The organism is Mycolicibacterium chitae (assembly GCF_900637205.1).
Classification (GTDB): domain Bacteria; phylum Actinomycetota; class Actinomycetes; order Mycobacteriales; family Mycobacteriaceae; genus Mycobacterium; species Mycobacterium chitae.
Genome location: NZ_LR134355.1, coordinates 4,323,815 through 4,346,044, shown reverse-complemented (window position 1 = coordinate 4,346,044; position 22,230 = coordinate 4,323,815). Strand labels below are relative to the sequence as shown.

24 protein-coding genes and 1 riboswitch are annotated in these 22,230 nt (G+C 70.2%); of the genes, 9 read left to right on the top strand and 15 right to left on the bottom strand.

The genetic code is table 11. The features are described 5' to 3' along the window. The first annotated feature begins 162 nt into the window (after nucleotides 1–162). Nucleotides 163–660: an NUDIX hydrolase gene (locus tag EL338_RS20920; RefSeq protein WP_126335496.1), complete on the top strand. Its 498-nt coding sequence runs from the start codon at nucleotides 163–165 to the stop codon at nucleotides 658–660. On the opposite strand, the gene thiE is transcribed toward EL338_RS20920, so the two are convergent. Next, nucleotides 641–1,327 carry a thiamine phosphate synthase gene (thiE, locus tag EL338_RS20915; protein ID WP_126335495.1) on the bottom strand — a complete coding sequence of 229 codons (687 nt, stop codon included), beginning with the start codon at nucleotides 1,325–1,327 and terminating at the stop codon, nucleotides 641–643. The genes EL338_RS20920 and thiE overlap by 20 nt on opposite strands. A 158-nt stretch (nucleotides 1,328–1,485) precedes the next feature. Here thiE and thiO point away from each other — a divergent pair, with 158 nt between their 5' ends. The 5 genes from thiO to EL338_RS20890 are packed head-to-tail and all read left to right on the top strand — an operon-like array spanning nucleotide 1,486 to nucleotide 5,760. Continuing rightward, nucleotides 1,486–2,502, top strand: a complete 1,017-nt coding sequence (thiO, locus tag EL338_RS20910; RefSeq protein ID WP_126335494.1) for a glycine oxidase ThiO — start codon at nucleotides 1,486–1,488, stop codon at nucleotides 2,500–2,502. After that, complete coding sequence (gene thiS, locus EL338_RS20905) at nucleotides 2,499–2,696, top strand: sulfur carrier protein ThiS (protein ID WP_126335493.1); 198 nt, start codon at nucleotides 2,499–2,501, stop codon at nucleotides 2,694–2,696. The genes thiO and thiS overlap by 4 nt, the downstream gene beginning before the upstream one ends. Then, the gene (locus EL338_RS20900; protein ID WP_126335492.1) at nucleotides 2,689–3,447 is read left to right on the top strand and encodes a thiazole synthase; all 759 of its coding nucleotides are present in this window, start codon (nucleotides 2,689–2,691) and stop codon (nucleotides 3,445–3,447) included. Before thiS ends, EL338_RS20900 begins: the two co-directional genes overlap by 8 nt. A gap of 35 nt (nucleotides 3,448–3,482) precedes the next feature. Further along, nucleotides 3,483–4,238, top strand: coding sequence for an SGNH/GDSL hydrolase family protein (locus EL338_RS20895; RefSeq protein WP_126337004.1), 756 nt, complete (start codon nucleotides 3,483–3,485; stop codon nucleotides 4,236–4,238). A gap of 10 nt (nucleotides 4,239–4,248) precedes the next feature. After that, nucleotides 4,249–5,760, top strand: a complete 1,512-nt coding sequence (locus EL338_RS20890; RefSeq protein ID WP_126335491.1) for a M28 family metallopeptidase — start codon at nucleotides 4,249–4,251, stop codon at nucleotides 5,758–5,760. Here the strand turns inward: EL338_RS20890 and EL338_RS20885 are convergent. Next, on the bottom strand, nucleotides 5,747–6,595 hold the full coding sequence (locus EL338_RS20885; protein ID WP_126335490.1) for an alpha/beta fold hydrolase: 849 nt from the start codon (nucleotides 6,593–6,595) through the stop codon (nucleotides 5,747–5,749). The genes EL338_RS20890 and EL338_RS20885 overlap by 14 nt on opposite strands. 65 nt (nucleotides 6,596–6,660) lie before the next feature. Here EL338_RS20885 and EL338_RS20880 point away from each other — a divergent pair, with 65 nt between their 5' ends. Beyond that, nucleotides 6,661–7,272, top strand: coding sequence for a TetR/AcrR family transcriptional regulator (locus EL338_RS20880; protein WP_126335489.1), 612 nt, complete (start codon nucleotides 6,661–6,663; stop codon nucleotides 7,270–7,272). On the opposite strand, the gene EL338_RS20875 is transcribed toward EL338_RS20880, so the two are convergent. Genes EL338_RS20875 through EL338_RS20865 form a run of 3 tightly spaced genes read right to left on the bottom strand, consistent with a single transcriptional unit; the run spans nucleotide 7,250 to nucleotide 8,681 of the window. Further along, entirely contained in the window at nucleotides 7,250–7,579 is a 330-nt protein-coding gene (locus tag EL338_RS20875; protein ID WP_126335488.1) for a hypothetical protein, read from the bottom strand. The genes EL338_RS20880 and EL338_RS20875 overlap by 23 nt on opposite strands. After that, nucleotides 7,579–8,460: an oxygenase MpaB family protein gene (locus tag EL338_RS20870; protein ID WP_235666232.1), complete on the bottom strand. Its 882-nt coding sequence runs from the start codon at nucleotides 8,458–8,460 to the stop codon at nucleotides 7,579–7,581. Before EL338_RS20870 ends, EL338_RS20875 begins: the two co-directional genes overlap by 1 nt. Beyond that, complete coding sequence (locus EL338_RS20865; protein ID WP_126335487.1) at nucleotides 8,457–8,681, bottom strand: hypothetical protein; 225 nt, start codon at nucleotides 8,679–8,681, stop codon at nucleotides 8,457–8,459. The genes EL338_RS20870 and EL338_RS20865 overlap by 4 nt, the downstream gene beginning before the upstream one ends. A gap of 144 nt (nucleotides 8,682–8,825) precedes the next feature. Between EL338_RS20865 and EL338_RS20860 the strand changes: the two genes are divergently transcribed. Together EL338_RS20860 and mgtE are read left to right on the top strand one after the other, a co-directional pair. Further along, complete coding sequence (locus EL338_RS20860) at nucleotides 8,826–10,046, top strand: TetR/AcrR family transcriptional regulator (protein ID WP_235666231.1); 1,221 nt, start codon at nucleotides 8,826–8,828, stop codon at nucleotides 10,044–10,046. A 33-nt stretch (nucleotides 10,047–10,079) separates the two neighbouring features. After that, nucleotides 10,080–11,465, top strand: a complete 1,386-nt coding sequence (mgtE, locus tag EL338_RS20855) for a magnesium transporter (RefSeq protein ID WP_372943056.1) — start codon at nucleotides 10,080–10,082, stop codon at nucleotides 11,463–11,465. On the opposite strand, the gene EL338_RS20850 is transcribed toward mgtE, so the two are convergent. The 10 genes from EL338_RS20850 to EL338_RS20805 all read right to left on the bottom strand — a co-directional run bounded on the left by EL338_RS20850 (nucleotide 11,462) and on the right by EL338_RS20805 (nucleotide 22,037). After that, a complete protein-coding gene (locus EL338_RS20850) occupies nucleotides 11,462–11,740 on the bottom strand; it encodes a DoxX-related protein (RefSeq protein ID WP_163791868.1) in 279 nt (92 codons plus the stop codon). The genes mgtE and EL338_RS20850 overlap by 4 nt on opposite strands. Nucleotides 11,741–11,757: 17 nt before the next feature. Then, nucleotides 11,758–13,242, bottom strand: a complete 1,485-nt coding sequence (locus EL338_RS20845; RefSeq protein ID WP_126335486.1) for a flavin-containing monooxygenase — start codon at nucleotides 13,240–13,242, stop codon at nucleotides 11,758–11,760. Between the two features lie 45 nt (nucleotides 13,243–13,287). Continuing rightward, entirely contained in the window at nucleotides 13,288–13,917 is a 630-nt protein-coding gene (locus EL338_RS20840) for an alpha/beta hydrolase family protein (RefSeq protein WP_126335485.1), read from the bottom strand. Next, nucleotides 13,907–14,758, bottom strand: coding sequence for a bifunctional hydroxymethylpyrimidine kinase/phosphomethylpyrimidine kinase (thiD, locus tag EL338_RS20835; protein ID WP_126335484.1), 852 nt, complete (start codon nucleotides 14,756–14,758; stop codon nucleotides 13,907–13,909). Before thiD ends, EL338_RS20840 begins: the two co-directional genes overlap by 11 nt. Further along, on the bottom strand, nucleotides 14,755–16,383 hold the full coding sequence (thiC, locus tag EL338_RS20830) for a phosphomethylpyrimidine synthase ThiC (RefSeq protein WP_170217466.1): 1,629 nt from the start codon (nucleotides 16,381–16,383) through the stop codon (nucleotides 14,755–14,757). Before thiC ends, thiD begins: the two co-directional genes overlap by 4 nt. Beyond that, nucleotides 16,374–16,483, bottom strand: a riboswitch (TPP riboswitch). It overlaps the preceding gene by 10 nt. A gap of 47 nt (nucleotides 16,484–16,530) precedes the next feature. Next, nucleotides 16,531–17,970 carry an HNH endonuclease signature motif containing protein gene (locus EL338_RS20825; RefSeq protein WP_126335483.1) on the bottom strand — a complete coding sequence of 480 codons (1,440 nt, stop codon included), beginning with the start codon at nucleotides 17,968–17,970 and terminating at the stop codon, nucleotides 16,531–16,533. Nucleotides 17,971–17,990: 20 nt separating this feature from the next. Further along, complete coding sequence (locus EL338_RS20820) at nucleotides 17,991–18,329, bottom strand: hypothetical protein (RefSeq protein ID WP_126335482.1); 339 nt, start codon at nucleotides 18,327–18,329, stop codon at nucleotides 17,991–17,993. A 16-nt stretch (nucleotides 18,330–18,345) separates the two neighbouring features. Next, nucleotides 18,346–19,905: a sodium:solute symporter family protein gene (locus EL338_RS20815; RefSeq protein WP_126335481.1), complete on the bottom strand. Its 1,560-nt coding sequence runs from the start codon at nucleotides 19,903–19,905 to the stop codon at nucleotides 18,346–18,348. Next, on the bottom strand, nucleotides 19,898–21,103 hold the full coding sequence (locus EL338_RS20810; RefSeq protein WP_126335480.1) for an LLM class flavin-dependent oxidoreductase: 1,206 nt from the start codon (nucleotides 21,101–21,103) through the stop codon (nucleotides 19,898–19,900). Before EL338_RS20810 ends, EL338_RS20815 begins: the two co-directional genes overlap by 8 nt. After that, nucleotides 21,096–22,037, bottom strand: a complete 942-nt coding sequence (locus tag EL338_RS20805) for a PLP-dependent cysteine synthase family protein (protein WP_235666230.1) — start codon at nucleotides 22,035–22,037, stop codon at nucleotides 21,096–21,098. Before EL338_RS20805 ends, EL338_RS20810 begins: the two co-directional genes overlap by 8 nt. Nucleotides 22,038–22,230: the final 193 nt, after the last annotated feature.

Below are 22,230 nucleotides of genomic sequence, written 5' to 3'. Positions count from 1 at the left end.
CCGACTATGTTCTGTGCGACGTCCCGTGCGACCCGACTCGTGTTCTCCCGCGATTCTAAGAGCTCGTTGTGAAAGTTGGGATGCGATCGCGCCCAGCGCGTCGGGCCGGGGCCGACGGAGCGGGGCACGCACTCCAATTGCGCTCCGCCTATCCTGGTGCCCGTGCGCGGCGACGGTGACGGCTGGGTGGTTTCGGAGGATGGCGCCCACTACTGGGGCCGCCACGGCGCGGCGGGTCTGCTGTTGCGGGCCCCCGGGACCGACGGCACGGCCGTGGTGCTGCTGCAGCACCGGGCGCCGTGGAGCCACCAGGGCGGCACCTGGGGACTGCCGGGCGGCGCCCGGGACAGCCACGAAACCCCGGAGCAGGCCGCCGTGCGCGAGGCGCACGAGGAGGCCGGGCTGGCCGCCGATCAGGTGACGGTGCGGATCAGCGTGGTGACCGCCGAGGTCGGCTCCGATGGCAGCGCTACCCACTGGACCTACACGACCGTGATCGCCGACGCGCCGACCCCGCTGGACACCGTGCCCAACCGGGAGAGCTCCGAGCTGCGCTGGGTGCCCGAGGACGAGGTCGTCGCGCTGCCGCTGCACCCGGGGTTCGCGGCCAGCTGGCCGAGGTTGCGCGAGGTGACCGCCACTATCCCGGTGTTCCGCTGAGCGCTGCGGCCAGGCGGGCCGCGGCCGCGCCGGGGTCCTCGGCGGCGGTGATCGCCCGGACCACCACCACTCGGTCCGCACCCGCGGCCAGCACCTCCGGCAGCCGTTGCTCGTCGATGCCGCCGATGGCGAACCAGGGCTTGGCGGGCTTGCGCGCCGCGGCCGCGCGGACCAGGTCCAGCCCCGGCGCCGCCCGGCCCGGTTTGGTAGGCGTGGGCCAGCACGGGCCCACGCAGAAGTAGTCCACCGACTCCTCGATGGCGGCGTCCACCTGCGCCTCGTCGTGGGTGGAGCGGCCGATCACCTGCCGGGCGCCGATGATGTCGCGCGCCACGTACAGCGGCAGATCGTCCTGACCCAGGTGCAGCACATCGGACTCGGCGGCCCGGGCGATGTCGGCGCGGTCGTTGACGGCGAACAGCGCCCCGTGCCGGCGCGCGGCGTCGGCCAGGATCTCGAGGGCGGCCAGCTCCTGGGCCGCCTCCAGCGGGCCGAACTGCAGCTCACCGGCCGATCCCTTGTCGCGCAGCTGGATGATGTCCACCCCGCCGGCCAGCGCGGCCTCGGCGAACTCGGCGAGATCACCGCGCTCGCGGCGCGCGTCGGTGCACAGGTACAGCCGCGCGGTGGCGAGGCGGTCCAACGGGAGCGGGGTAGGTGGGGTCACGCCGTTCAGGCTATCGCCGGACGGTGAGTACCCTGGTCGGAAGTAATCACGGGAGCCCGGCGGACCGGGCTGAGAGTGGATCTGCGCGCCGAGTGTCCCCGCGCGACCGGTCCTTACCGTCACACCTGATCCGGGTCATGCCGGCGAAGGGAGGAAACATGACACCTGGGACCGTAGCGGTGATCGGCGGCGGCGTCATCGGCCTGTCGGTGGCGCGGCGGGCGCTGCAGGACGGCTGGTCGGTGCGGGTGCACCGCAGCGACGTGCCCGGTGCGTCCTGGGTGGCCGGCGGCATGCTGGCCCCGCACAGCGAGGGCTGGCCCGGCGAGGAGGAACTGCTGCGGATCGGCCTGGACTCGCTGGCGCTGTGGCGCGCCGAGGGGCCCGGCTCCTACCGCGACGGTCTGCCGCCGGAGGTGGTGACCGCGCGCGAATCGCTGGTGGTCGCCGTCGACCGCGCCGACGCCGCCGACCTGAGGACCGTCGGGGACTGGCTGGCCGCCCAGGGCCACCCGATCGAACTCACCACCGCCGCGCGCGATATCGAACCGCTGCTGGCCCAGGGCATCCGGCACGGTTTCGTGGCGGCCACCGAACTGGCCGTGGACAACCGCGCCGTGGTGGCCGCGCTGGCGGCCGCCTGCGAGCGACTGGGGGCGCAGTGGGCGGGGCCGGTGGCCGACCTCGGCGACGTCGCGGCCGACGCGGTGGTGATCGCCAACGGGCTGGACGCGCCGACGCTGTGGCCGGGCCTGCCGGTGCGGCCGGTCAAGGGCGAGGTGCTGCGGCTGCGCTGGCGCAAGGGCTGTATGCCGGTGCCGCAGCGGGTGATTCGGGCCCGGGTGCACGGTCGGCAGGTGTACCTGGTGCCGCGGCACGACGGCGTGGTGGTCGGCGCCACCCAGTACGAGCACGGCCGCGACACCGCGCCCGCGGTGACCGGGGTGCGCGATCTGCTCGACGACGCCTGCGCGGTGCTGCCGGCCCTCGGCGAGTACGAGTTGGCCGAGTGCGCCGCCGGACTGCGGCCGATGACCCCGGACAACCTGCCCATCGTGGAACGTCTCGACGAGCGCACGCTGGTGGCCGCCGGGCACGGCCGCTCGGGTTTCCTGCTCGCCCCCTGGACCGCCGAACGCATAGCCAACGCATTGAAAGTGAGTGTCGCAGCATGAAGATCCTGGTGAACGACGAACAGGTCGAGGTCGACGAGCAGACCACCGTTGAGGCACTGGTGGACCGGTTGGGCTTCGGGGACAAGGGCATCGCCGTGGCCGTGGACTGGGCGGTGTTACCCCGATCCGATTGGCACACCGTGCTTTCCGACGGCGCCCGGGTGGAAGTGGTGACGGCGGTGCAGGGTGGCTGATTCCGTCCTCACCATCGCCGACCGCAAGTTCGGGTCCCGGCTGATCATGGGCACCGGCGGGGCGGCCAACCTCGCGGTGCTCGAGGAGGCGCTGATCGCCTCCGGCACCGAGTTGACCACGGTGGCCATGCGCCGCATCGACGCCGAGACCGGCACCGGCGTCGTGGAGTTGCTCGACCGGCTGGGCATCGCGGCGCTGCCCAACACCGCCGGGTGTCGCGGCGCGGCCGAGGCCGTGCTGACCGCGCAGCTGGGCCGCGAGGCGCTGCAGACCGACTGGGTCAAGCTGGAGGTCATCGCCGACGAGCGAACGCTGCTGCCGGATGCCATCGAATTGGTGCGCGCCGCAGAACAATTGGTCGACGACGGCTTTGTCGTGCTGCCCTACACCACCGACGACCCGGTGCTGGCCCGCCGGCTCGAGGACGTCGGCTGCGCGGCCGTCATGCCGCTCGGTTCGCCGATCGGCACCGGCCTGGGCATCGCGAATCCGCACAACATCGAGATGATCGTCGCCGCCGCCGGGGTCCCGGTGGTGCTCGACGCCGGCATCGGCACGGCCAGCGACGCGGCCCTGGCAATGGAACTGGGCTGCGATGCGGTGCTGCTGGCCACCGCGGTCACCCGCGCCTCCGACCCGCCCACGATGGCGGCCGCGATGGCCGCGGCGGTCACCGCCGGGCACCTGGCCCGCCAGGCCGGCCGGATCCCCAAGCGGTTCTGGGCGCAGGCCTCGAGCCCGGCACTGTGAGCGGTCCGGGCGGTTATGTCGCGCTGGGCAGTTCGATGGCGGCCGGGCCCGGCATCCCGCCGCGGGCGCCGGGCTCGCCGCGGCTGGCCGGCCGCTCGGCGCGCAACTATCCGCACCTGGTCGCCGAGGCGCTGTCGCTGCGGCTGATCGACGTCACCTACTCCGGCGCCACCACCGCCAACATCCTGGGCGAGTCCCAGTTCGGCGCGCCGCCGCAACTCGAGGCGCTCGACGACGGTCCCGGGGCGCGGGCGCAACTGGTGACGATCACCATCGGCGGCAACGACATCGGGTACGTGCCCATGTTGAGCGCGGCCACCACCCCGGCGGCGCTGCGCCGGGTGCCGCTGCTGGGCGCGCGGCTGCGGGAACTGCTGGACCCGGCCGCGCGCGAGGCGGCGCTGCGAACCCTCGAGGTGTCGATGCGCGCCGTCGGGCAGGCCGTGCGCGCCCAGGTGCCCGACGCGCGGGTGATGTTCGTCGACTACCTGACGCTGCTGCCGCCCGCGACTGAGCCCGCCCCGCCGCTGTCGGCCCGGCACGCCGAGCTGGGCCGGCACCTGGCCGACCGGCTGGCCACCATCACCGCCGAGGCCGCCGCCGACACCGGCTGCGAGATCGTCCGCGCCGCCGAGGCCAGCCGCGACCACCACGCCTGGTCAGCGGACCCCTGGACCCTCGGCACGGGCTTCGCCTTGGCCTTCCTGTTCGGCAAGCCGGCCCCGCTGCATCCCAACGCCGCGGGCATGGCCGCGGTCGCCGATCTGATCGTGGCGCAGTGGCGCCGCTAACGTGGTGCGCATGGCTGTTCTGGGTTCTGGGTCGCGGGCTGCGCTCGCCATGCTTGCCGTCTCCGCCGTCGTCGCCGCCGGCGGGTGCGGTCGGGACGCGGCGACGACGGACACCGAGGGGGACCGGGCGGCGGCCGCGGCCGAGTTCGGCACCACCATCGCCGAGCGGATCGAGACCGACGCGCTGCTGACCCACCTGCAGAACCTGCAGGACATCGCCGACGCGCACGACGGCAACCGGGCCTCCGGCACCCCGGGCTATGACGCCAGCGTCGACTACGTCGCGAACGCCCTGCGGGACAAGGGGTTCGACGTGACGATCCCCGAGTTCGAGGTGCGGGTGTTCCACTCCGAGCCGGGGCAGCTGACCCACGGCGACGCGACGCTGGTCGCCCGGGCGCTGCAGTACAGCGTCGGCACCGCGCCCGACGGCGTGTCCGCCCCGCTGGTGCCCGCCCGCCTCAGCGAGGCGCCCGGCTGCGCCAAGCAGGACTTCGAGGGCCTGCCGATGGACGGGGCGATCGCCCTGGTGGACCGCGGGGTGTGCCCGTTCACCCAGAAGGTGGCCCATGCCGCGGCCGCCGGCGCGGTCGGCGTCGTGATCGCCAACAACGTCGACGAGGAGCGGATGGGCGGCACGCTGGGGGAGAAGAACGAGGTGGCGATCCCCGTGGTCAGCGTCGCCAGGGCCGACGGCGAGCGGCTGCGGGCCGAGCCGGGCCCGGTGACGTTGCGCGTGCAGGCCGAGACGCGGCAGCACACCGGCCGCAACGTCATCGCCCAGACCACCACCGGCGACACCGACAACGTCGTGATGGCCGGCGCGCACCTGGACAGCGTGCCCGAGGGGCCCGGCATCAACGACAACGCGTCCGGGGTGGCCGGGGTGCTCGAGGCGGCGCTGCAACTCGGCAGCGCCCCGCCGGTGCAGAACGCGGTGCGGTTCGCGTTCTGGGGTGCCGAGGAACTCGGCCTGGTGGGTTCGGCGCGCTACGTCGAGTCGCTGGACCGCGAGCAGCTGACCGCGATCGCGTTGTATCTGAACTTCGACATGATCGGCTCGCCGAACCCGGGCTACTTCACCTATGACGGCGATCAGTCCGCGCCGCGGGACCGCAACGACCGCGCGCCCTGGGTACCGGAGGGCTCGGCCGGCATCGAACGCGCCCTGACCGCCTACCTGGACGCGGCCGGAAAGCCGGGGCAGGACACGTCGTTCGACGGCCGGTCCGACTACGACTCGTTCACGCTGGCCGGCATCCCGTCGGGCGGCCTGTTCACCGGCGGCGACGCGAACATGACCGCCGAGCAGGCCGAACTGTGGGGTGGGCGGGCCGGCGAGCCGTTCGACCCGAACTATCACAAGCCCGAGGACACCATCGACAACATCGACGCCACCGCGCTCGGCATCCACGGGGCCGGGGTGGGCTACAGCGTCGGGCTGTACGCGCAGGATCTCGGCGGCCGCAACGGCGTCCCGGTGCCCGCGGACCGGACCCGGCACGTGCTCACGGGGTCCTGAGCGTCGCCGCCGCCGCGATGGCGTCAGCCACCGCGCCCGGATCATCCAGCGGGACAAAGGTACTCGCGTTCGCCACCTCGGTGACGGCAGAGTCCGGGAACAGTCCGGCCAGCCGTCGCCCCAGTTCCGGGGTGAAGCAGCGGTCGCGGGTTCCCCACACCAACCGCACGGGCTTGGTGAACCGGTGCAGGCGCGGGGCGATTCCGGTCAGATCGGTGCGACCGATCGCGCGGGCCAGCGCGGCGAAGTCACCGGCGATCGCCGAGTCGGTCTGGACGGGGTCGAGCCAGGACGCGGTGAGCGCCGGGTCCAGGGAGCGCGCCAGCAGTCCGTAGCCCACTGGCGAGTGCCGCAGGAGACGGGGCCGCAGCAGCGTGGTGAGCAGCCGCGTCGAGAGTCCCGAGCGCATCAGCGCGAAGATCGCGTTGAACGGGAACGGCGGAAACTTGTCGAAGGCATCGCAATTGGTGAACACCACGCGGCCGATCCGCTCGGGATGGGCGTCGATCAGGAACTGGCAGACGCCACCGCCGGTGTCGTTGCCCACCAGCGTCACATCGCGCAGGTCCAGCGCGACGAGGAAGTCGTGGATCAGTTCGGCGACGCCGGCCGGGGACAGCGCGGCGCGGTCGGTGACCGGCGTGCGGTGCGCGCCCAGCGGCAGGTCGGGCAGCAAGCAGCGGAAGCCCTGCTGTGCCAGCGGTGCGGCGACGGCCGACCACAGGCGCGAGTCGACGAGCGCGCCGTGGACGAACAGGATCGGCGGATGCGGTGAATCCGGCGGGCCCAACTCGCGATAGGTGACGGTGGCCTGAGGCAGCGTGATGTGCGCCATGGTGGGCTATCCTCTCCGTCGAGGCAACTTACAAACACTAAGTATGAAAGTTACGTGCAGCCAGTATGGAAGTCAAGAGGCCGGCCCGCCGGACCCAGGCCGAGCGCACCGCGGCAACCCGCGCCCAGCTACTCGAGGCCGCCCGGAAACTGTTCGCCACCACGGGGTTCGGTGAGGTCTCCACCCAGGCGATCGTCGAGGCCGCCGGCGTCACCCGCGGCGCGCTCTACCACCAGTTCGCCGACAAGGCCGAGCTGTTCGCGGCCGTGCACGAGCAGGTGGAGGCCGAACTGGTGGCCGAGGTCGGGGAGGCCGTGGCCGCCGCGGCGCCCGGCGGGGCGCTGGCGGCCATGCGGGTGGGGGCGCGGCAGTTCCTGGACCGGTGCGCGGCGCCGGAGGTCCAGCAGATCATCCTGATCGACGCGCCGTCGGTGCTCGGCTGGGAACGCTGGCGCGAGGTCGGGCTGAAGTACGGCCTCGGCGTCATCGAGACGATGCTGGCCCGGGCCATCGCCGACGGCGAGATCCCCGAGCAGCCGGTGCGCCCGACCGCGCACGTGGTGCTGGGCGCGCTCGACGAGGCGGCCCTCTACGTGTCGCGGGCCGCCGATCCGCAGCGGGCGCGCGCGGAGATGGACGCGGTGTGCGAGCGGCTCATTGCCGGGATCGCGGGCTGACCACCCGGCTGCCACGCAGGGCCAACACCAGCAGCGCGCCGGCGCCCAGCACCATGGTCGGGATGGCCCAGCCGCGCCGGAACAGCAACGCGGACTCGCACTGCTCGGTGAGCGGGCCCGGGCCGCCGTCGGCGATCTCGGGGTGCGACATATCGGCGAAAAAGCCGGAACCGCAACTGATCTGCAGGCCGTAGTTGTCGAATTCGGACAGGTGCACCGGCTGCCACATGGCCAGCACCCCGATCAGCAGCACCAGTCCCGCCGCGATCATCGCCAGCAGTCGACGCGTGGTGAGTTCTCCGCCCATCAGATCAACCTCTTTCCCCGCCGGACCCTCCTGCGGATATCCGCCAGCAGCACGTGGCTGCCGCCCTGTCGAATGAACTTGGGGAGGAAGCGGTTGCCGAAGGACACAAGCAGGAACAGCCGCTCGAACCACTTCTGGCGACCCGCCGACCAGCTCACCCCGAGCGCGTCGCGGAACACCGGCGCCAAGAAGCCCGCGGTGAGGAAGCGCAGCAGCGGTCCGAAGCCCGGGCGCAGCAGTCCGGAGACCATCCGCAGGTGCAGCAGATCGGTCAGATAGTCGCGCACCGCGGTATCCATCGCGACCTGTTCGCAGGCGGTGTTCCAGTAGTCGTCGAACGCCGCGCGGGTGGGTGGCCACTGGTCCTCGGTGACCTGCAGCGTGGTGCCCAGCGTGAACGCCGAGCGGTAGAAGATCTCGGCGTGTTCGCCGGTGAGTTCGCCGCGCAGCAGCTGATAGGTGTCCTCCAGGCCGACGAAAAGGCAGGCGGCGACCCACATCTGCAGGTCCCGATCGAAGGCGTTGTACCGCACCGGGCTCTGCGGCGTCGAACGCACCTGCCGGTGCGCGCCGTCCACGGCCTCGCGGTAGGCGACCCGGTCGGCGTCGGTGCCCAGGATGGCCACGGCCAGGTAGCTGAACGTCGTGCGGGCGCGTTTCCACGGGTGGTGCATCAGGCTGCCCGAGGTGACTTTGCTCTCCACCACCCCGTGCCCCACGCCGGGCACGGACAGCTGCATCACCACGTTGGCCGCGCCCGCCGCGAACGACCAGAAGTCCATCGCGTCGGCGACGGTCGGTTCGCGGTCGTCCCACCGGGTGGTGCGCCGCCCGATGCTGATCCGGGTGTCGGCGGTGGACAACGGGCGCGGGGAACTCACGTCATGCACACGTTCGAGAACAGCAGTACTGGCCAGGAGACGATCGAGCCCAGGAAGGACACCACCAGATCGGCGCCCTGGAGGTGTTCGAGGTGGTCGGTGTGCGTCATCGACCAGATCGCCCCGATGATCAGGTAGGGGGTGCCGAGGATGATGCCGAGGCCGATGAGTTCCGCGATGGTGAACTGGTAACTCAGCACCGACCGAAGCTTGGCGAGCATATGCGCGTCCCTTCCCCTCACGTCCCACCCTCACGTCCCACTATGTTAACCAGGATTCGCCTACCGGGGTGGCGGGTTGGCGTCCTTTGGTCGTCGGCGTCGGTTCGGTGATGCGATCGCCGATGCCCGGTCTAATGTGGGTGCGTGCCGACCCGCCGAGCTGCCACCGCCGACGGCATCCGACGGCGCCCGAAGGACCGCAAGGCGCAGATCGCCCGCGTCGCCGCGGAGGCCTTCAGCAAGCGGGGCTACCACGCCGTGGGGATGGACGACATCGCCGCGCAGCTCGACATCACCGCCACGGCGCTGTATCGGCACTACACCAACAAGTACGACCTGTTCCGGGCCGCGGTTCTGACGCTGGGCCAGCAGCTGGTGGACGCCACCGCGTTCGTGGACGACGAGACCGATTCCCTGGCGCCCGCGGCGCAGCAGGAGCGGGTGGTCGGCGCCGTCATCGACGTGGCGATCGCCAACCGGGACCGCGGCGGGTTGTACCGCTGGGAGGGGCGCTACCTGCAGGGCGACGATCAGGCCCAGCTGATGACGCAGATCCGGCTGGTCAACCGGCGCATCCAACGGTCGCTGCGGCAGCTGCGGCCCACGCTGTCCTCGGCGGATCGCTGGATGTTGTCGGCCGGCGTCCTCAGCGTCGCGGGCAGCGTCGCCGACCACCGGGCGAAGTTACCCGTCGGGCAGATCCGGACGTTGCTGTCCGGGGTGGCCGCCGACATCCTGGCCGCGCAGTTGCCGACCGCCGCCGAGGCGGCCGAACAACCCGTCGTCGTGCCGCGGCCGGTCGCCGAACCGGATACCGTCGGCCGCTACGAGGCCGTGCTGCAGAAGTCGCTGGTGCTGTTCGACCAGCAGGGTTACCACGAGACCAGCATGGGTGAGATCGCCGCCGCCGTCGGCATTCCGACCTCGGCGATCTACCGGTATTTCGCGGGTAAGCAGGACATCCTCTCGGCGGTCTTCCACCGGGGCGCCGACCGCATCTCGGGCGAGCTGGCCTCGGGGCTGGCCGGGGTCGCCGACCCGGCCGAGGCCCTGCAGCGGCTGGTCGCGGCCTACGTGGCCAGCTCGTTCGCCAGCCCGGAGCTGGCCTATGTGTATTACACCGAGCGGGTCAACCTCAGCGCGGCGGATCAGGACATGCTGCGCAACGTGCAGCGCTCCACCATCGACTCCTGGGCGCGGCTGCTGATCTCGGCGCGCCCGGACCTCAGCGAGGGGCAGGCGCGTTTCACCGTGCACGCGGCCATGGCGCTGGTGGTCGACCTCGGCCGGTTGGTGGCCTACCAGGACTCCGCACAGGTCCAGGCCGTCGTGCGCCGGCTGATGCACGTGACGCTGGGCGTATAGGCGCCGGACACCCGGACGGTGTATATGAGAGCCATGACCATGCCTGGCACCTCTGACCGCTTCACCTCCGACGGCACCGACCGGGACGCGGTCACGCGTGCGGTCGAAGAGGCGATGGACGACGATCTCGACCTGCCGGAGTTGACGACGTTGGTGCGGTCGCTGCCCGCCGGCTGGGTCGTCGAGGTCCTCGACCGGTTGTCCTCGAAGCGCCGCGCGGTGCTGTACCGGCTGCTGGGCAAGGACCAGGCGCTCGAGGTGTTCGAGATGCTCGACCCCACCCTGCAGGGCGACCTCGTCGGCGCGCTGCAGGACGACGACGTCGCGGCGCTGTTCGCCGATCTGGATCCCGACGACCGGGTCGAACTTCTCGACGAGCTGCCGGCCAAGGTCGCCCGTCGGCTGCTGCAGGGGCTGCCGCCGCAGGAGCGGGACCTGACCGCGGGGATCCTCGGCTACCCGCAGCGCTCGATCGGCCGGCGGATGAGCCCCGAGTACGTCGCGGTGCGCCCCGAGATGACCAGCGCCGAGGCGCTGCGGCGGGTCAGTGCGCACCTCGATGACGCCGAGACGGTCTACACCATGCCGGTCGTCGACGACCAACGCGTGCTGGTCGGCATCGTCAGCTTGCGCGATCTGATGAGGGCGCCCGTCGGGACCCCCGTCGGGGAGGTGATGCAGCGGCCCGACGAGGTGCGGGCGACCGACGACGCCGAGGAGGCCGCCCGCCGGTGTGCGGACCTCAAACTGCTGGCCCTGCCGGTGGTCGACAACGAGCACCGGTTGGTGGGGATCCTCACGGTCGACGACGCGTTGGCGATCCTGGAAAGCGCGGACTCCGAGGACCAGGCCCGCATCGGCGGTGCGGAGCCGCTGCGTCGGCCCTATCTGGCCGCGCCGGTGAGCACCCTGGTGCGCTCCCGGGTGGTGTGGCTGCTGGTGCTGGCGGTCGGCGCGACGTTGACCGTCCAGGTGCTGGAGGTGTTCGAGGCCACGCTGGAGCAGGTGGTCACCCTGGCGCTGTTCGTGCCGCTGCTGATCGGCACGGGCGGCAACACCGGCAACCAGGCCGCGACCACCGTCACCCGGGCGCTCGCGCTCGGCGATGTGGTGCCCCGCGACCTCGGCAAGGTGTTGTTCCGCGAATTCCGCGTCGGGTTGTCGCTGGGCGTGCTGCTGGGCGTGCTGGCCTTCGCGGTGACCGGCCTGATCTACGGCCGCGACATCGGGCTGGTCATCGGGCTGACATTCGTCAGCCTGTGCGCCATGGCGGCCACGGTCGGCGGCGTGATGCCGCTGTTGGCGCGGGTGGTTCGGGCCGACCCCGCGGTGTTCTCCAACCCGTTCATCTCGACGTTCGTCGACGCCGCCGGCCTGTTGATCTACTTCGGCATCGCCAAGGCGGTGCTCGGGATCTAACGACCGCTGCGGGCCGCGTTCAGTCCCAGGTAGCCGATGTAACCGGCGCCGCCGAGCAGCGCCAGCTTGCGGGTCCGACGGCTGATCAGGCCCAGGCCGAGCGCCGTCTCGATGCTGCCGTTGGTGTAGATGTGCTGGCGCGTCTTGCGCGGGAACAACGGCTTGGACATCGGCTCGAACAGCTGCGGACGGACGAAGTGCGCCAGCCCCGTGGCGGCCAGCACCACCCCGGCGATCCGGGGCAGGGCGGCGGGCTTGGTGGATGCGTCTGACACTGGACGAACCTTTCTGTTCAAGCGAATTCGTAGTCGGTGACGGGGTAGGTCGAGGCCTCCCGCAGCGCGGCCCGGGTGGTCATGGGTCGCAGCAGCGTGGCCTCACCGGCCGGATTGTAATAGTACGAGCGGGCCGAGGCGCAGTCGCCGACGGTGAACAACGAGTCGCCCAACAGCTCCGTCATCTGGTCCAGATAGCGGGCGTTGGCCTTCTCAGTGACCTCGAAAGTCGTTGCGCCCCGGCGCTTCAGCTCGCCGAAGAGCCGGTCCATGTGGCGCATCTGATAGTCCATGGTGTTGAAGAAGTTCAGCCCCAGGAACGCATACGGGCTGGCCAGGCTCAGGAAGTTCGGGAACCGCGGCACCGTGACGCCCTGATAGGCCTGGAATCGGGTGTCGCGCCACCACTTTCCCAGGTCGCGTCCGTCGCGGCCGATCACCTCGATTGCCGGGAAGTTGGCCTCCCACAGGTCGAAGCCGGTCGCCAGTACCAGGGTGTCGAGCACGGTCTTGGTGCCGTCGGCGTTGACGATGCCGTCGGCCTCGACGCGGTCGATCCCGTCGGCCTGCAGATGCACGTGCGGGCGGGTGAACGTGCGGTAGTAGCTGTTGGAGAAGGTCGGTCGCTTGCAGCCGAACTCGTAGTCGGGGGTGAGCTTGCGGCGCAGGTTGCGGTCGCGGATGGACGCGAACCGATGCGCGCCGGCCAGGAGACGGGCCGCGCCGTTGAGTCGGCCGACGCTGTCGTAGCGCAGCACCCCGACATAGACCAGGAACTCGTAGAGACCGTCGGTGACGGCGCGCACCGCCCGTTGCGTCGCCGGGACCCGGGCGAACAACCGCCGCGCGAGGGCCCCGAAGCGGACGTCGATCTTGGGCACCACCCAGATCGGCGTGCGCTGGTAGACGGTGAGATCCGCCGCGCGGCGGGCCAATTCGGGGATCAGCTGCACGGCGGTGGCGCCGGTGCCGATCACCGCGACCCGCTCGCCGGCGGCGTCGTAGTCGTCGTCCCAGTCGGTGGTGTGCAGGACCCGGCCCTCGAAGCTGGTGATGCCGGGGATGTCCGGCATGCGCGGCTGGGACAGGAACCCCGTCGCGGTGATCAGGAACCGGGTGCTCAGCGGGTCCCCGGACTCGAGGGCCACCTGCCAGGTGTTGGTCTCGTCGTCCCAGCGCGCTCCGGTGACCACGGTGTTGAACCGCATGTGATCGCGCACGTCGTACTTGTCGGCGACGTCGGCGGCGTACCGCTTGATCTCCGGGCCGGGGGTGTAGAGCCGCGACCAGTTGGGGTTTGGCTCGAAGGAGTAGCTGTAGGTGGTGGTCGGCACGTCGACGGCCAGGCCGGGGTAGTGGTTGACGTGCCAGGTGCCGCCGAGATCGTCCTCGCGGTCCAGGATCACGAAGTTGTCGTAGCCCAGGCGTCGCAGTTCGATCGCGGCCCCGATTCCGCCGAAACCGGCGCCCACGATCACGAAGTCGAACTCGGGTGCGGCCATCTCCGAACCGTATCTTACTCAAAAGTAAGATGGAAGAGTCGTTTGCTAACCCAGCAGTGTCAGGGCCGCGTCGACGGCCAGCGCCGGCACGTCGAGGGTCTTGGAGCCCAGGTCGTGACGGGCCTTGGTGATCTCGACGATCGTGTGGGGCCCGCCGAGCAACGCGGCGGCCGCGCGCAGTTCCTCGATGCTGCCGAACGGGTCGGCGGTGCCGTGGGTGAACACCGTCGGCGCCGTGATCGACGGCAGGTGCTCGGTGCGGGCCCGTTCGGGCTTGCCCGGCGGGTGCAACGGGTAGGAGAACAGCGTCAGCGCGTCGACGGCCGTCCCGTCGGCGGCCGTCCCCTCTGCGACGACCATCGACGTCATCCGGCCGCCGTAGGAGTGGCCGCCGGCGAGCACCGGGCCGTGCCCGAGATCGTGGGCCAGCCCGATCGCCTCGGCGATGCCGGCCTGATCGGTGGCGGCCGAACCCGACGGCGGCCCCTTGGGGCGGCGTCGCCGGTAGGGCAGGTTGTAGCGGATCGCGAGCCAACCGCGCCCGGCCCACTCGTCGCAGATCCGGATCAGCAGCGGGGAGTCGCGGTTGCCGCCGGCACCGTGGGTGAGCAGCACCGTGCCGTTGGGGGCGGCGTCGGGGGTGTGCGCGACGCCGGCGATCGCGTCAAGATCCATCGGGCAGGCCGTGCAGCCGGAACAGCGGGTTGACCGGGCCGTGGCCGTGGCCCAGCGGATAGGCCGCACGGATGCATTCGGTGATCCAGGACTTCGCGAAGGCCACCGCGTCGGGCACCGAATAACCGTGCGCCAGTGCGGATGCCGTGGCCGCAGCCAGCGTGTCCCCGGCGCCGTGGTCGTGGCCGGTGTCCACCCGGGGCGCGGCGAACTCGTGGAAGTCGGTGCCGTCGAACAGCAGGTCCGGGCTCAGTTGCGAGGACCGCAGGTGCCCGCCCTTGACCAGCGCCCACTGCGTCCCCAGCGCGTGCAGCGCGCGGGCGGCGTCGCGCTGAGAGGCCTCGTCGACGACGTCGATGTCGACCAGTAGGCGCACCTCGTCGAGGTTGGGGGTCACCAGGGTGGCCAGCGGGAACAGTTCGGTGCGCAGCGAATTCAGCGCCGACGGGTGCACCAGCGGGTCGCCGTGCATGGACGCGCAGACCGGGTCGACCACCAGTGGGGTGCGGCCGGCCTGGCCCTCGGCGCGCCAGGTCTCGGCGACGCAGCCGATGATCTCCGCCGAGGCCAGCATCCCGGTCTTGGCGGCCTTGACGCCGATGTCGGAGGTCACCGCCTGGATCTGCCCGGCGATGATCTCCAGCGGAATCTCGTGAAAGGCCTTGACGCCCACGGTGTTCTGGACGGTGACGGCCGCCAGCGCCACGCAGCCGTGCAGGCCCAGCATCGCGAAGGTGCGCAGATCGGCCTGGATGCCCGCGCCGCCCCCGGAGTCGGATCCGGCGATGGTCAGCACCGTCAGCGGCGTCTGCCCGGGTTGCGCCAGCGGGAGGACGTTCATAGCGTCGATTCTGACACGGCCGGTTCCAACGGGAGGTACACCCGGTTGCCGTGCTCGGCGAACTCGGCGGACTTGGCCGCCATCCCGCGTTCGATCTCGCCGGCGGTGCCGTCCGGGTAGGCGTCCCGGATGTCCTGGGTGATGCGCATCGAACAGAACTTCGGCCCGCACATCGAGCAGAAGTGCGCGGTCTTGGCCGGTCCCGCCGGCAGCGTCTCGTCGTGGAACTCGCGGGCGGTGTCGGGATCCAGCGCCAGGTTGAACTGGTCCTCCCAGCGGAACTCGAAGCGCGCGGTGCTCAGGGCGTCATCGCGCTGCTGGGCGCGGGGGTGCCCCTTGGCGAGGTCCGCGGCGTGCGCGGCGATCTTGTAGGCGATGACGCCGTCCTTGACGTCCTTGCGGTTGGGCAGGCCCAGGTGTTCCTTGGGGGTGACGTAGCACAGCATGGCGGTGCCGGCCTGCGCGATGATCGCGGCGCCGATGGCCGAGGTGATGTGGTCGTAGCCGGGGGCGATGTCGGTGGCCAGCGGTCCCAGGGTGTAGAACGGCGCCTCCTCGCAGAGTTCCTCCTCGAGGCGGACGTTCTCCACGATCTTGTGCATCGGGACGTGGCCCGGACCTTCGATCATCACCTGTACGCCATGGCTTTTCGCGATCTTGGTGAGCTCGCCCAGGGTGCGCAGCTCGGCGAACTGGGCCTCGTCGTTGGCGTCGGCGATCGAACCGGGGCGCAGGCCGTCACCCAGCGAGAAGGTCACGTCGTAGCGGGCAAAGATCTCGCACAGTTCGGCGAAGTGGGTGTAGAGGAACGACTCGGTGTGGTGGGCCAGGCACCAGGCCGCCATGATCGATCCGCCGCGCGAGACGATGCCGGTCACCCGGTCGACGGTCAGCGGGATGTGCCGCAGCAGCACGCCGGCGTGCACGGTCATGTAGTCCACACCCTGCTCGCACTGCTCGATCACGGTGTCGCGGTACATCTCCCACGTCAGCTCGGTCGGTTCGCCGTCGACCTTCTCCAGTGCCTGATAGATCGGCACGGTGCCGACCGGGACGGGGGAGTTGCGCAGGATCCACTCGCGGGTCTCGTGGATGTTCTTGCCGGTGGACAGGTCCATGATGGTGTCGGCGCCCCACCGGGTGGCCCACACCATCTTGTCCACCTCCTCGGCGATCGACGAGGTCACCGCGGAGTTGCCGATGTTGGCGTTGATCTTCACCGCGAAGGCCTTGCCGATGATCATCGGCTCGCTCTCGGGATGGTTGTGGTTGGCGGGGATGACCGCGCGCCCGGCGGCCACCTCGCTGCGCACGAGTTCGGCTGGTACACCTTCACGTTCGGCGATGAACGCCATCTCGGCGGTGATCTCCCCGGCGCGGGCGCGCTGCAGTTGAGTGCCGCGGTCCCGGATGATCGGGCGGTGCGGCAGTCCGGCATCGAGGTCGATGCGCGCGTCCGGATCGGTGTAGGGGCCGGACGTGTCGTAGACATCCAGATGCTCGCCGTTGCTCAGGTGGATGCGGCGAAACGGCACCCGCGCGCCGTCGGGAAGTTCCCGATACACCTTGGCGCTTCCCGAGATTGGGCCACCGGACAGGTTGGCAATAGCAGAAATATCACTCATCGTGCACTCCCTACGCCGGCATTACCCGGTCAGGTTCGTACGGTCGACGACCCCAGTCGTCCTCTCAGCGCGCTCGGTGCGCACTCCCGTGTGGTTGTATCCGCGCCCACCATAGTGGGCGCCGCCGCGGACCGCTAGTGCGGTGCCTCAGAACGGTGGTGGTTCGGGTGGGGGTTCGGGATTCAGCGCGTAATACTGGGCGTTTTGGGTGCGTTCGTAGTTGATGCGGTAGGCGGTTTGTTGGGCGCGGGTCATGGTGCGGGTGGGCATGGCGTGGCCGCGGCCGGGTGTGGGTGGGGGTGCGGCGGGCAGGTCGAGGTGGCCGGTGGACCGCGTCAGGCTCGGGAACAGCAGGGCGCCATGGGGTTTGGTGCGATAGGTGTGGCCGGTCGGGGAGGTCCACAGGATGGTGCCGTCGTGGCGTTGGGTGTCTTTCCACCAGCGTGGACCGGTGTAGAAAGTTTTCAGCAAATGATGTCGACGGCATAAAATTTTGAGGTTCGACGGGTGGGTCGGCCCGTGTGGCCAGGGCACGGTGTGGTCGACGTCACAGACCTGGGCCGGGGCGTCGCAGCCGGGGAAGCGGCAGGTCAGGTCGCGGGCGCGGACGAAGGCGGCCAGCGCGGCCGAGGGCCGGTAGCCCGGTTCGGGGTCGCTGTGCTCGCCGGGATGAGCCAGTTGCAGTTGTTGGGTGGCACGTTCGGCGATGTCGGCAAGGGCTTGTTCGCTCAGTACTCCGTAGCCGGGTAGGTAGCCGGTGCCGGCGGCCGGGTCGGACAGCACGGTGATGACCACTTCGGGTTGCGGCGGGGCGGGGTCGGTGAGGGTGGGGCAGTCCTCGCGGCCGCATTGGCAAGCCATGGTGGTGGCCCCGGCCGCCAGGGCGCCGAGGGCGTCGGCGCGGCGGCGGGCTTTGGGGCGCGGGTCTTGGGGGCACACGGAGTCGGCGAGGGCATTGAGGCGGGTGTCGAAGGCGATGGCGTCGGGGGCGGCGACGGTGCCCCAGATTTCGGCGTTGCCGTCGCGGTCGGGGCCGATGCCGATCTCGCGGTCCTCGGCGGGGGTGCGGGTGGGTTTTTTGGCGAGCCGGTCGATGTCGAGGACGCAGGTGTCGATGGCGTCGGTCAGTTTCTTGCGGGACAGGCGGTTCCAGCGGTGCACCTGGCGGGCGATGATGGCGTCGAGGGTGGCGACGTCGGCGTCGTCGAGGATCAGTTCGGTACGGGCGACCAGGACGGTCAGGACGCGGTAGTCGACCAGGCCCAGGGCGAATTTGGCGGCGGTCTGGGGTAGGCGTTCGTGCAGGGCGACCGCGACTCGGATCAGGGCGGCCGCGCGTGCCCGGCTGATCCGCAGGGCGCAGGCGACTTCGGCGGTGACTTGTTCGTGGCCGTCGATGAGCCATTGTTCGCGTTGGTCGGCGTCGATCTCGTGCAGGCGGCGGTCGAACAGCTCGGCGATCGCGGCCACCCGACGTGCCGCGGTGGCGGCCTCGAGCCGGGCCGAGGCGCCCATGGCGTCGACCAGAGCGGAAGTGTCCAGCTCACGCACCTGCGTGACCGGCGGCAACACCTCCACTTCGAACATATGTGCAGTATGCCACCGGCCTATGACAAGGTGGTCCGGTCTCCGCGCAACTCGAGGACGAACGCCACGATCACCGCCGCCGCGGTACCGAGCCCGCTCAGCGCCAGCACGTACCAGAACGTGCCGCTGTAGGACGCGATGATCAGCAGGACGAACGACGTCAGCACGGCCGCGCTGGCCTTCCAGGTGAACCCCGGAACCAACGCGACCTCCGAGGCGTCGAGGTCGTCGTCGACGGGTTCGGCGCCGGTGCCGTCGGCCAGCTGGCGCCGGATCCGGAGGAAGCTCAGCCCGCCGACGATCAGGTAGATGACGGCGAGGACCAAGCCGATGCCCGCGCCGAGGTAGAAGAGGGTCACAACACTGCCTTCCTGATTACTGTTGTCCGGCGGGGACGCGCTCGTCGGGAGTGGGATCGGGATCGGGATCGGGATCGGGATCGCTGGGCGCGGCGTCGCGTTCGAGCAGCGCCCCGGTGCCGTCGGCGAGGCTGTCGAAGTCGAAGCGGGTGTTGGACCGCAGACTGACCACGATCGAGACGATGGCCGACGCCGCGATCAGGCCGATGATCCCGAACAGCGGACCGTAGGTGGGTCCGAGCGTCTCCCGCAGCGGGCCGCCCACGGCGACGCCCGCGAGCACCCCCGCGACGTACCCGGTCCCGGTCATCCGCGACCAGAAGATGCTCAGGGCCACCGGGATGAGCAGGCTGGTGCCGTAGAAGTACACCGTGGTCACGAGATTGACGTAGTCGATCCCGGTCAGCACCACCCCGCCGGCGATCGCGGCCGCGACGATCATGCTGCCCTTGGTGATGGTGAGCAGTGTTCGCTCGGATACCTTGGGCCAGTAGCGATGCACGATGTCGACCGCGACCAACGAGGTGACGCCCGAGAGGGCGCCGTCGATGGCCGCGAAGCACGCGTTGACCACCACCAGCGTGTAGAGCGCGATGATGAACACGGGCAGGCCGAGGCTGGCGATGACGTGCGGTCCGATCGCGCCGGCACCCAGCGGACCCAGCTGCTCCGGCGTCACGCCGTAGGCGACGCCGATGAAGCCGAGCAGGCCCAGGGCCATCGGGATGGGGTAGAACCACACGCCGGCCCACAGGAAGCTGCGGCCGAGGTCCTTGGGTCGGATGGCCCAAACCCGTTGCCAGAACGACTGATCCGCAATTACGTTGGTCAGCAGCCCGAGCGCCAGGGCGAGGCCGAAGCTGGCCGCGGTGACCGGGTTGAACGGGTTCAGGTGCTGGTCGCCGCGGGCCTGGACCTCGTTGAACACCAGGTCCGCACCGCCGGCCTTGGCGAGGGCGTACAACACCACCACCGACGATCCGACGCCGAGGAGCAGGGTGTTCAACGTCCCCGTGACCGCCGACGTCGTCAGCCCGCCGAAGTACGAGTACACCGTGACCACGACGATGCCGGTGACGACGATGCTGATCGGGGTGAGCCCGAAGATCTTGTTCATGACGAGCACCAACCCGGCGAGGTTGATCATGATCACGCCGAGCAGGGCGCCGATGAGGAAGACCAACGTCGCCACGCTGCTGACCGAGTTCTGGAACCGCGCCCGGATGAACTCGGCGAGCGTGTATCCCGACGGCATCTTCTGGCGCAGTTTCAGCGCGAACGGCACCATGATGATGATGGCGAGACCGTTGGGCACGATGAACCAGATCAGGCCCGAGGTGCCCCAGGTATAGGCCTGCGCGGAGGACAGCATCACCGCCATCGACCACGTCCACACCGAGATCAGCGACGCCACCCCGAACCCGAAGCCGAGCAGTCGGCCCGAGATCACGTAGTTGTGCGTCGTCCGGACCGCGCCCTTGACCGCGAGGGCGATGAGCAGCAGCACGATGCCCGGGCCGAACAGCAGGGCGTAGCCCAATCCGCTTGACTGGCGGATGAATTCGAGATCAGGCATGGATGGTCTCCTGGTGCGGGTGAGCGGTGGCGGGTTTCCAACCGAGTTCCGGCGCGATCTCGTCGGCGAACAGGCGCAGGCGGTCGACGTCGAGGTCCGCTCCGGCGGTGCCTTCTCGGACCGACGGGAACAATCCGGTGGTCGGGAAGAAGTCGGTGATGAAGCCCAGCAGGGCGGGATCGTCGAGGAGTTGCTGCGCGATCTCGCGCGAGGTGCCCGTGCGCGCCACCGAGGCCAGGTACTCCGCGGGGGTCAGCGCGCCCAGTTGCGGGAAGCGGTCCGCCAGGCCCCGCTGGGTGGCCGCCACGTCGGGGCCGAGGCGCTCCGCGATCGCGGCTGCGCTCTCCCCGTGCAAAGTGAAGCGCTGCGCGCCGATTCGCGCCTCGTCGAGGTTTCCGTGCAGCGCCTGCCATTCCTCGAGGTAGCCGACGATGAACCGGAGTTGATGGTGGATGACGTGGTCGTGGAACGCGCCGATGAGCAACCCGTTGTTGTTCCGGGCGATCATTCGCGCCCGCTCTTCACTGCTGGCGGTCTGCCACAGGCGGTTCCGCAGGCTCGGCGCGGCGGGGAAGAGGCGCTTGGGCTCCAGATCCGCGGTGGCCAGCTGTCCCGCGACCGAATCGGAGGCCGACAGTTGCCCGGTCGGCGCGGGCGCGTCCGGGCCGGCCAACGCGATGGTGGGTGCGGCGATGAACTCCGTGCACGTCCGCTCCTCCAACAGATGCTGCAGGATGGCGAGGTTGCGGTCGAAGATCTCATGCCTGTCGGCGAAGTCGATGCCGAACGTGTTGAACGCCTGCAAATCCCCGCGGGCGCCGCCCAGTCCGACCTGGACCCGGCCGCCCGCCAGTTCGTCGAGCACCGCCAGATCCTCGGCGAGCCTGATCGGGTGCTCGAACGGCAGGGCGATGACCGCCGTCGCGAGGTGGATCCTCGTGGTCCGCGCCGCGGCGTTGGCCAGCACCACCAGCGGCGACGGAACACTCCCGTCCTCGGGGCTGAAGTGGTGCTGCCCGATCCAGACGCTGTCGTAGCCGAGTTCCTCGGCGGCCACGATGCTTTCGACGAGTTCCTCGTAGGTCCGGCGCGCCGGCCGTTCGGCCGGGCTGGGCACCTGGGTGAAGAAGCCCAACCGGAAGGGCTTTCCGGGCTGCCGCAGGCGTGCGGCGCGCTCTTCGAGCTGCAGCTCAGACATCGGTGCGCAACGCTCCGTTCTCGTCGAAGGCGTCCTGGAACAGGTAGCTCGAGATGTAGCGGTCCGCGGAATCCGGGATCAGCGTGACGATCGTCCGAATGGTCGGGTCCTGCCGTTTGGCGACCTGCTGGGCGGCGGCCACCGCGGCGCCGCCGCTGAGGCCGGCGGGAATCCCCGCGTGCTTGGCGAGATCTCGGGCGACCGCGGCCGCCTCGTCCTCGGTGACCCGCAGCACCTCGTCGACCACCTCGTCGGCGAAGTTCGGCGACTTGAAGTTCGGGCCCAGGCCGTAGATCTTGTGCGGGTTGAACTCCTCGCCGCTGAGGACCGCGGAATTGTCGGGTTCGACCGCGAAGATCTTGATGTCGGGATTCTGCTCTTTCAGGAATGTCCCGATGCCGCTGATGGTTCCGCCTGAGCCGACCCCGATGACGGCCGCGTCGACCTCGCCGGCGGTGTCCCGCCAGATCTCCGGCCCCGTCGTTTCCCGGTGGATCTCGCGATTGATGGGGATGATGAACTGGTTGACGAAGAACGCGCCGGGTGTGGTGCGGGCGATTCGCTCGGCTTCCTCGACCGAGCCGCGCACGCCGTCCTCCTTCGGCGTCAGGACCAGCTCCGCGCCGAGGTTCTGGATGACGACCTTGCGCTCGTAGCTGGTGTCCTCGTAGATGACGATGACGACGCGGTACCCGCGGCTGGCACCCGCGGCCGCCAGTCCGATGCCGAGGTTGCCGCTGCTCGCGGCCACGATGGTGCCGCCGGGTTGCAACTGCCCGCTGTTCTCGGCGAAGTTGATCGCGCCGACCGAGAGTCGGTCCTTCACGCTCGCCGTCGGGTTGTAGTACTCGAGCTTCAGTAGGAGTTCGGTGTTCTCCATGGCGAACTGACCGTTCAAGCGCACGACGGGGGTGTTTCCCACCGTCTGGGTCACGTCGTTGAATATTCTTTTCTGGCGGGTTGCCACGTTGTCTCGTATTCGTATGTGTCGGGTGGGACGGGGCGTCGCCGACGTGTCGGTCGGCGAACGTGGTTGGGGGAGCGGGAAATAGCCCGAGAAGGCAACCTAGCGGCGAGTCCGGGGGCGGCGGAATGGATAAATTCAGAGTGAGCACAACCCAGGCCGA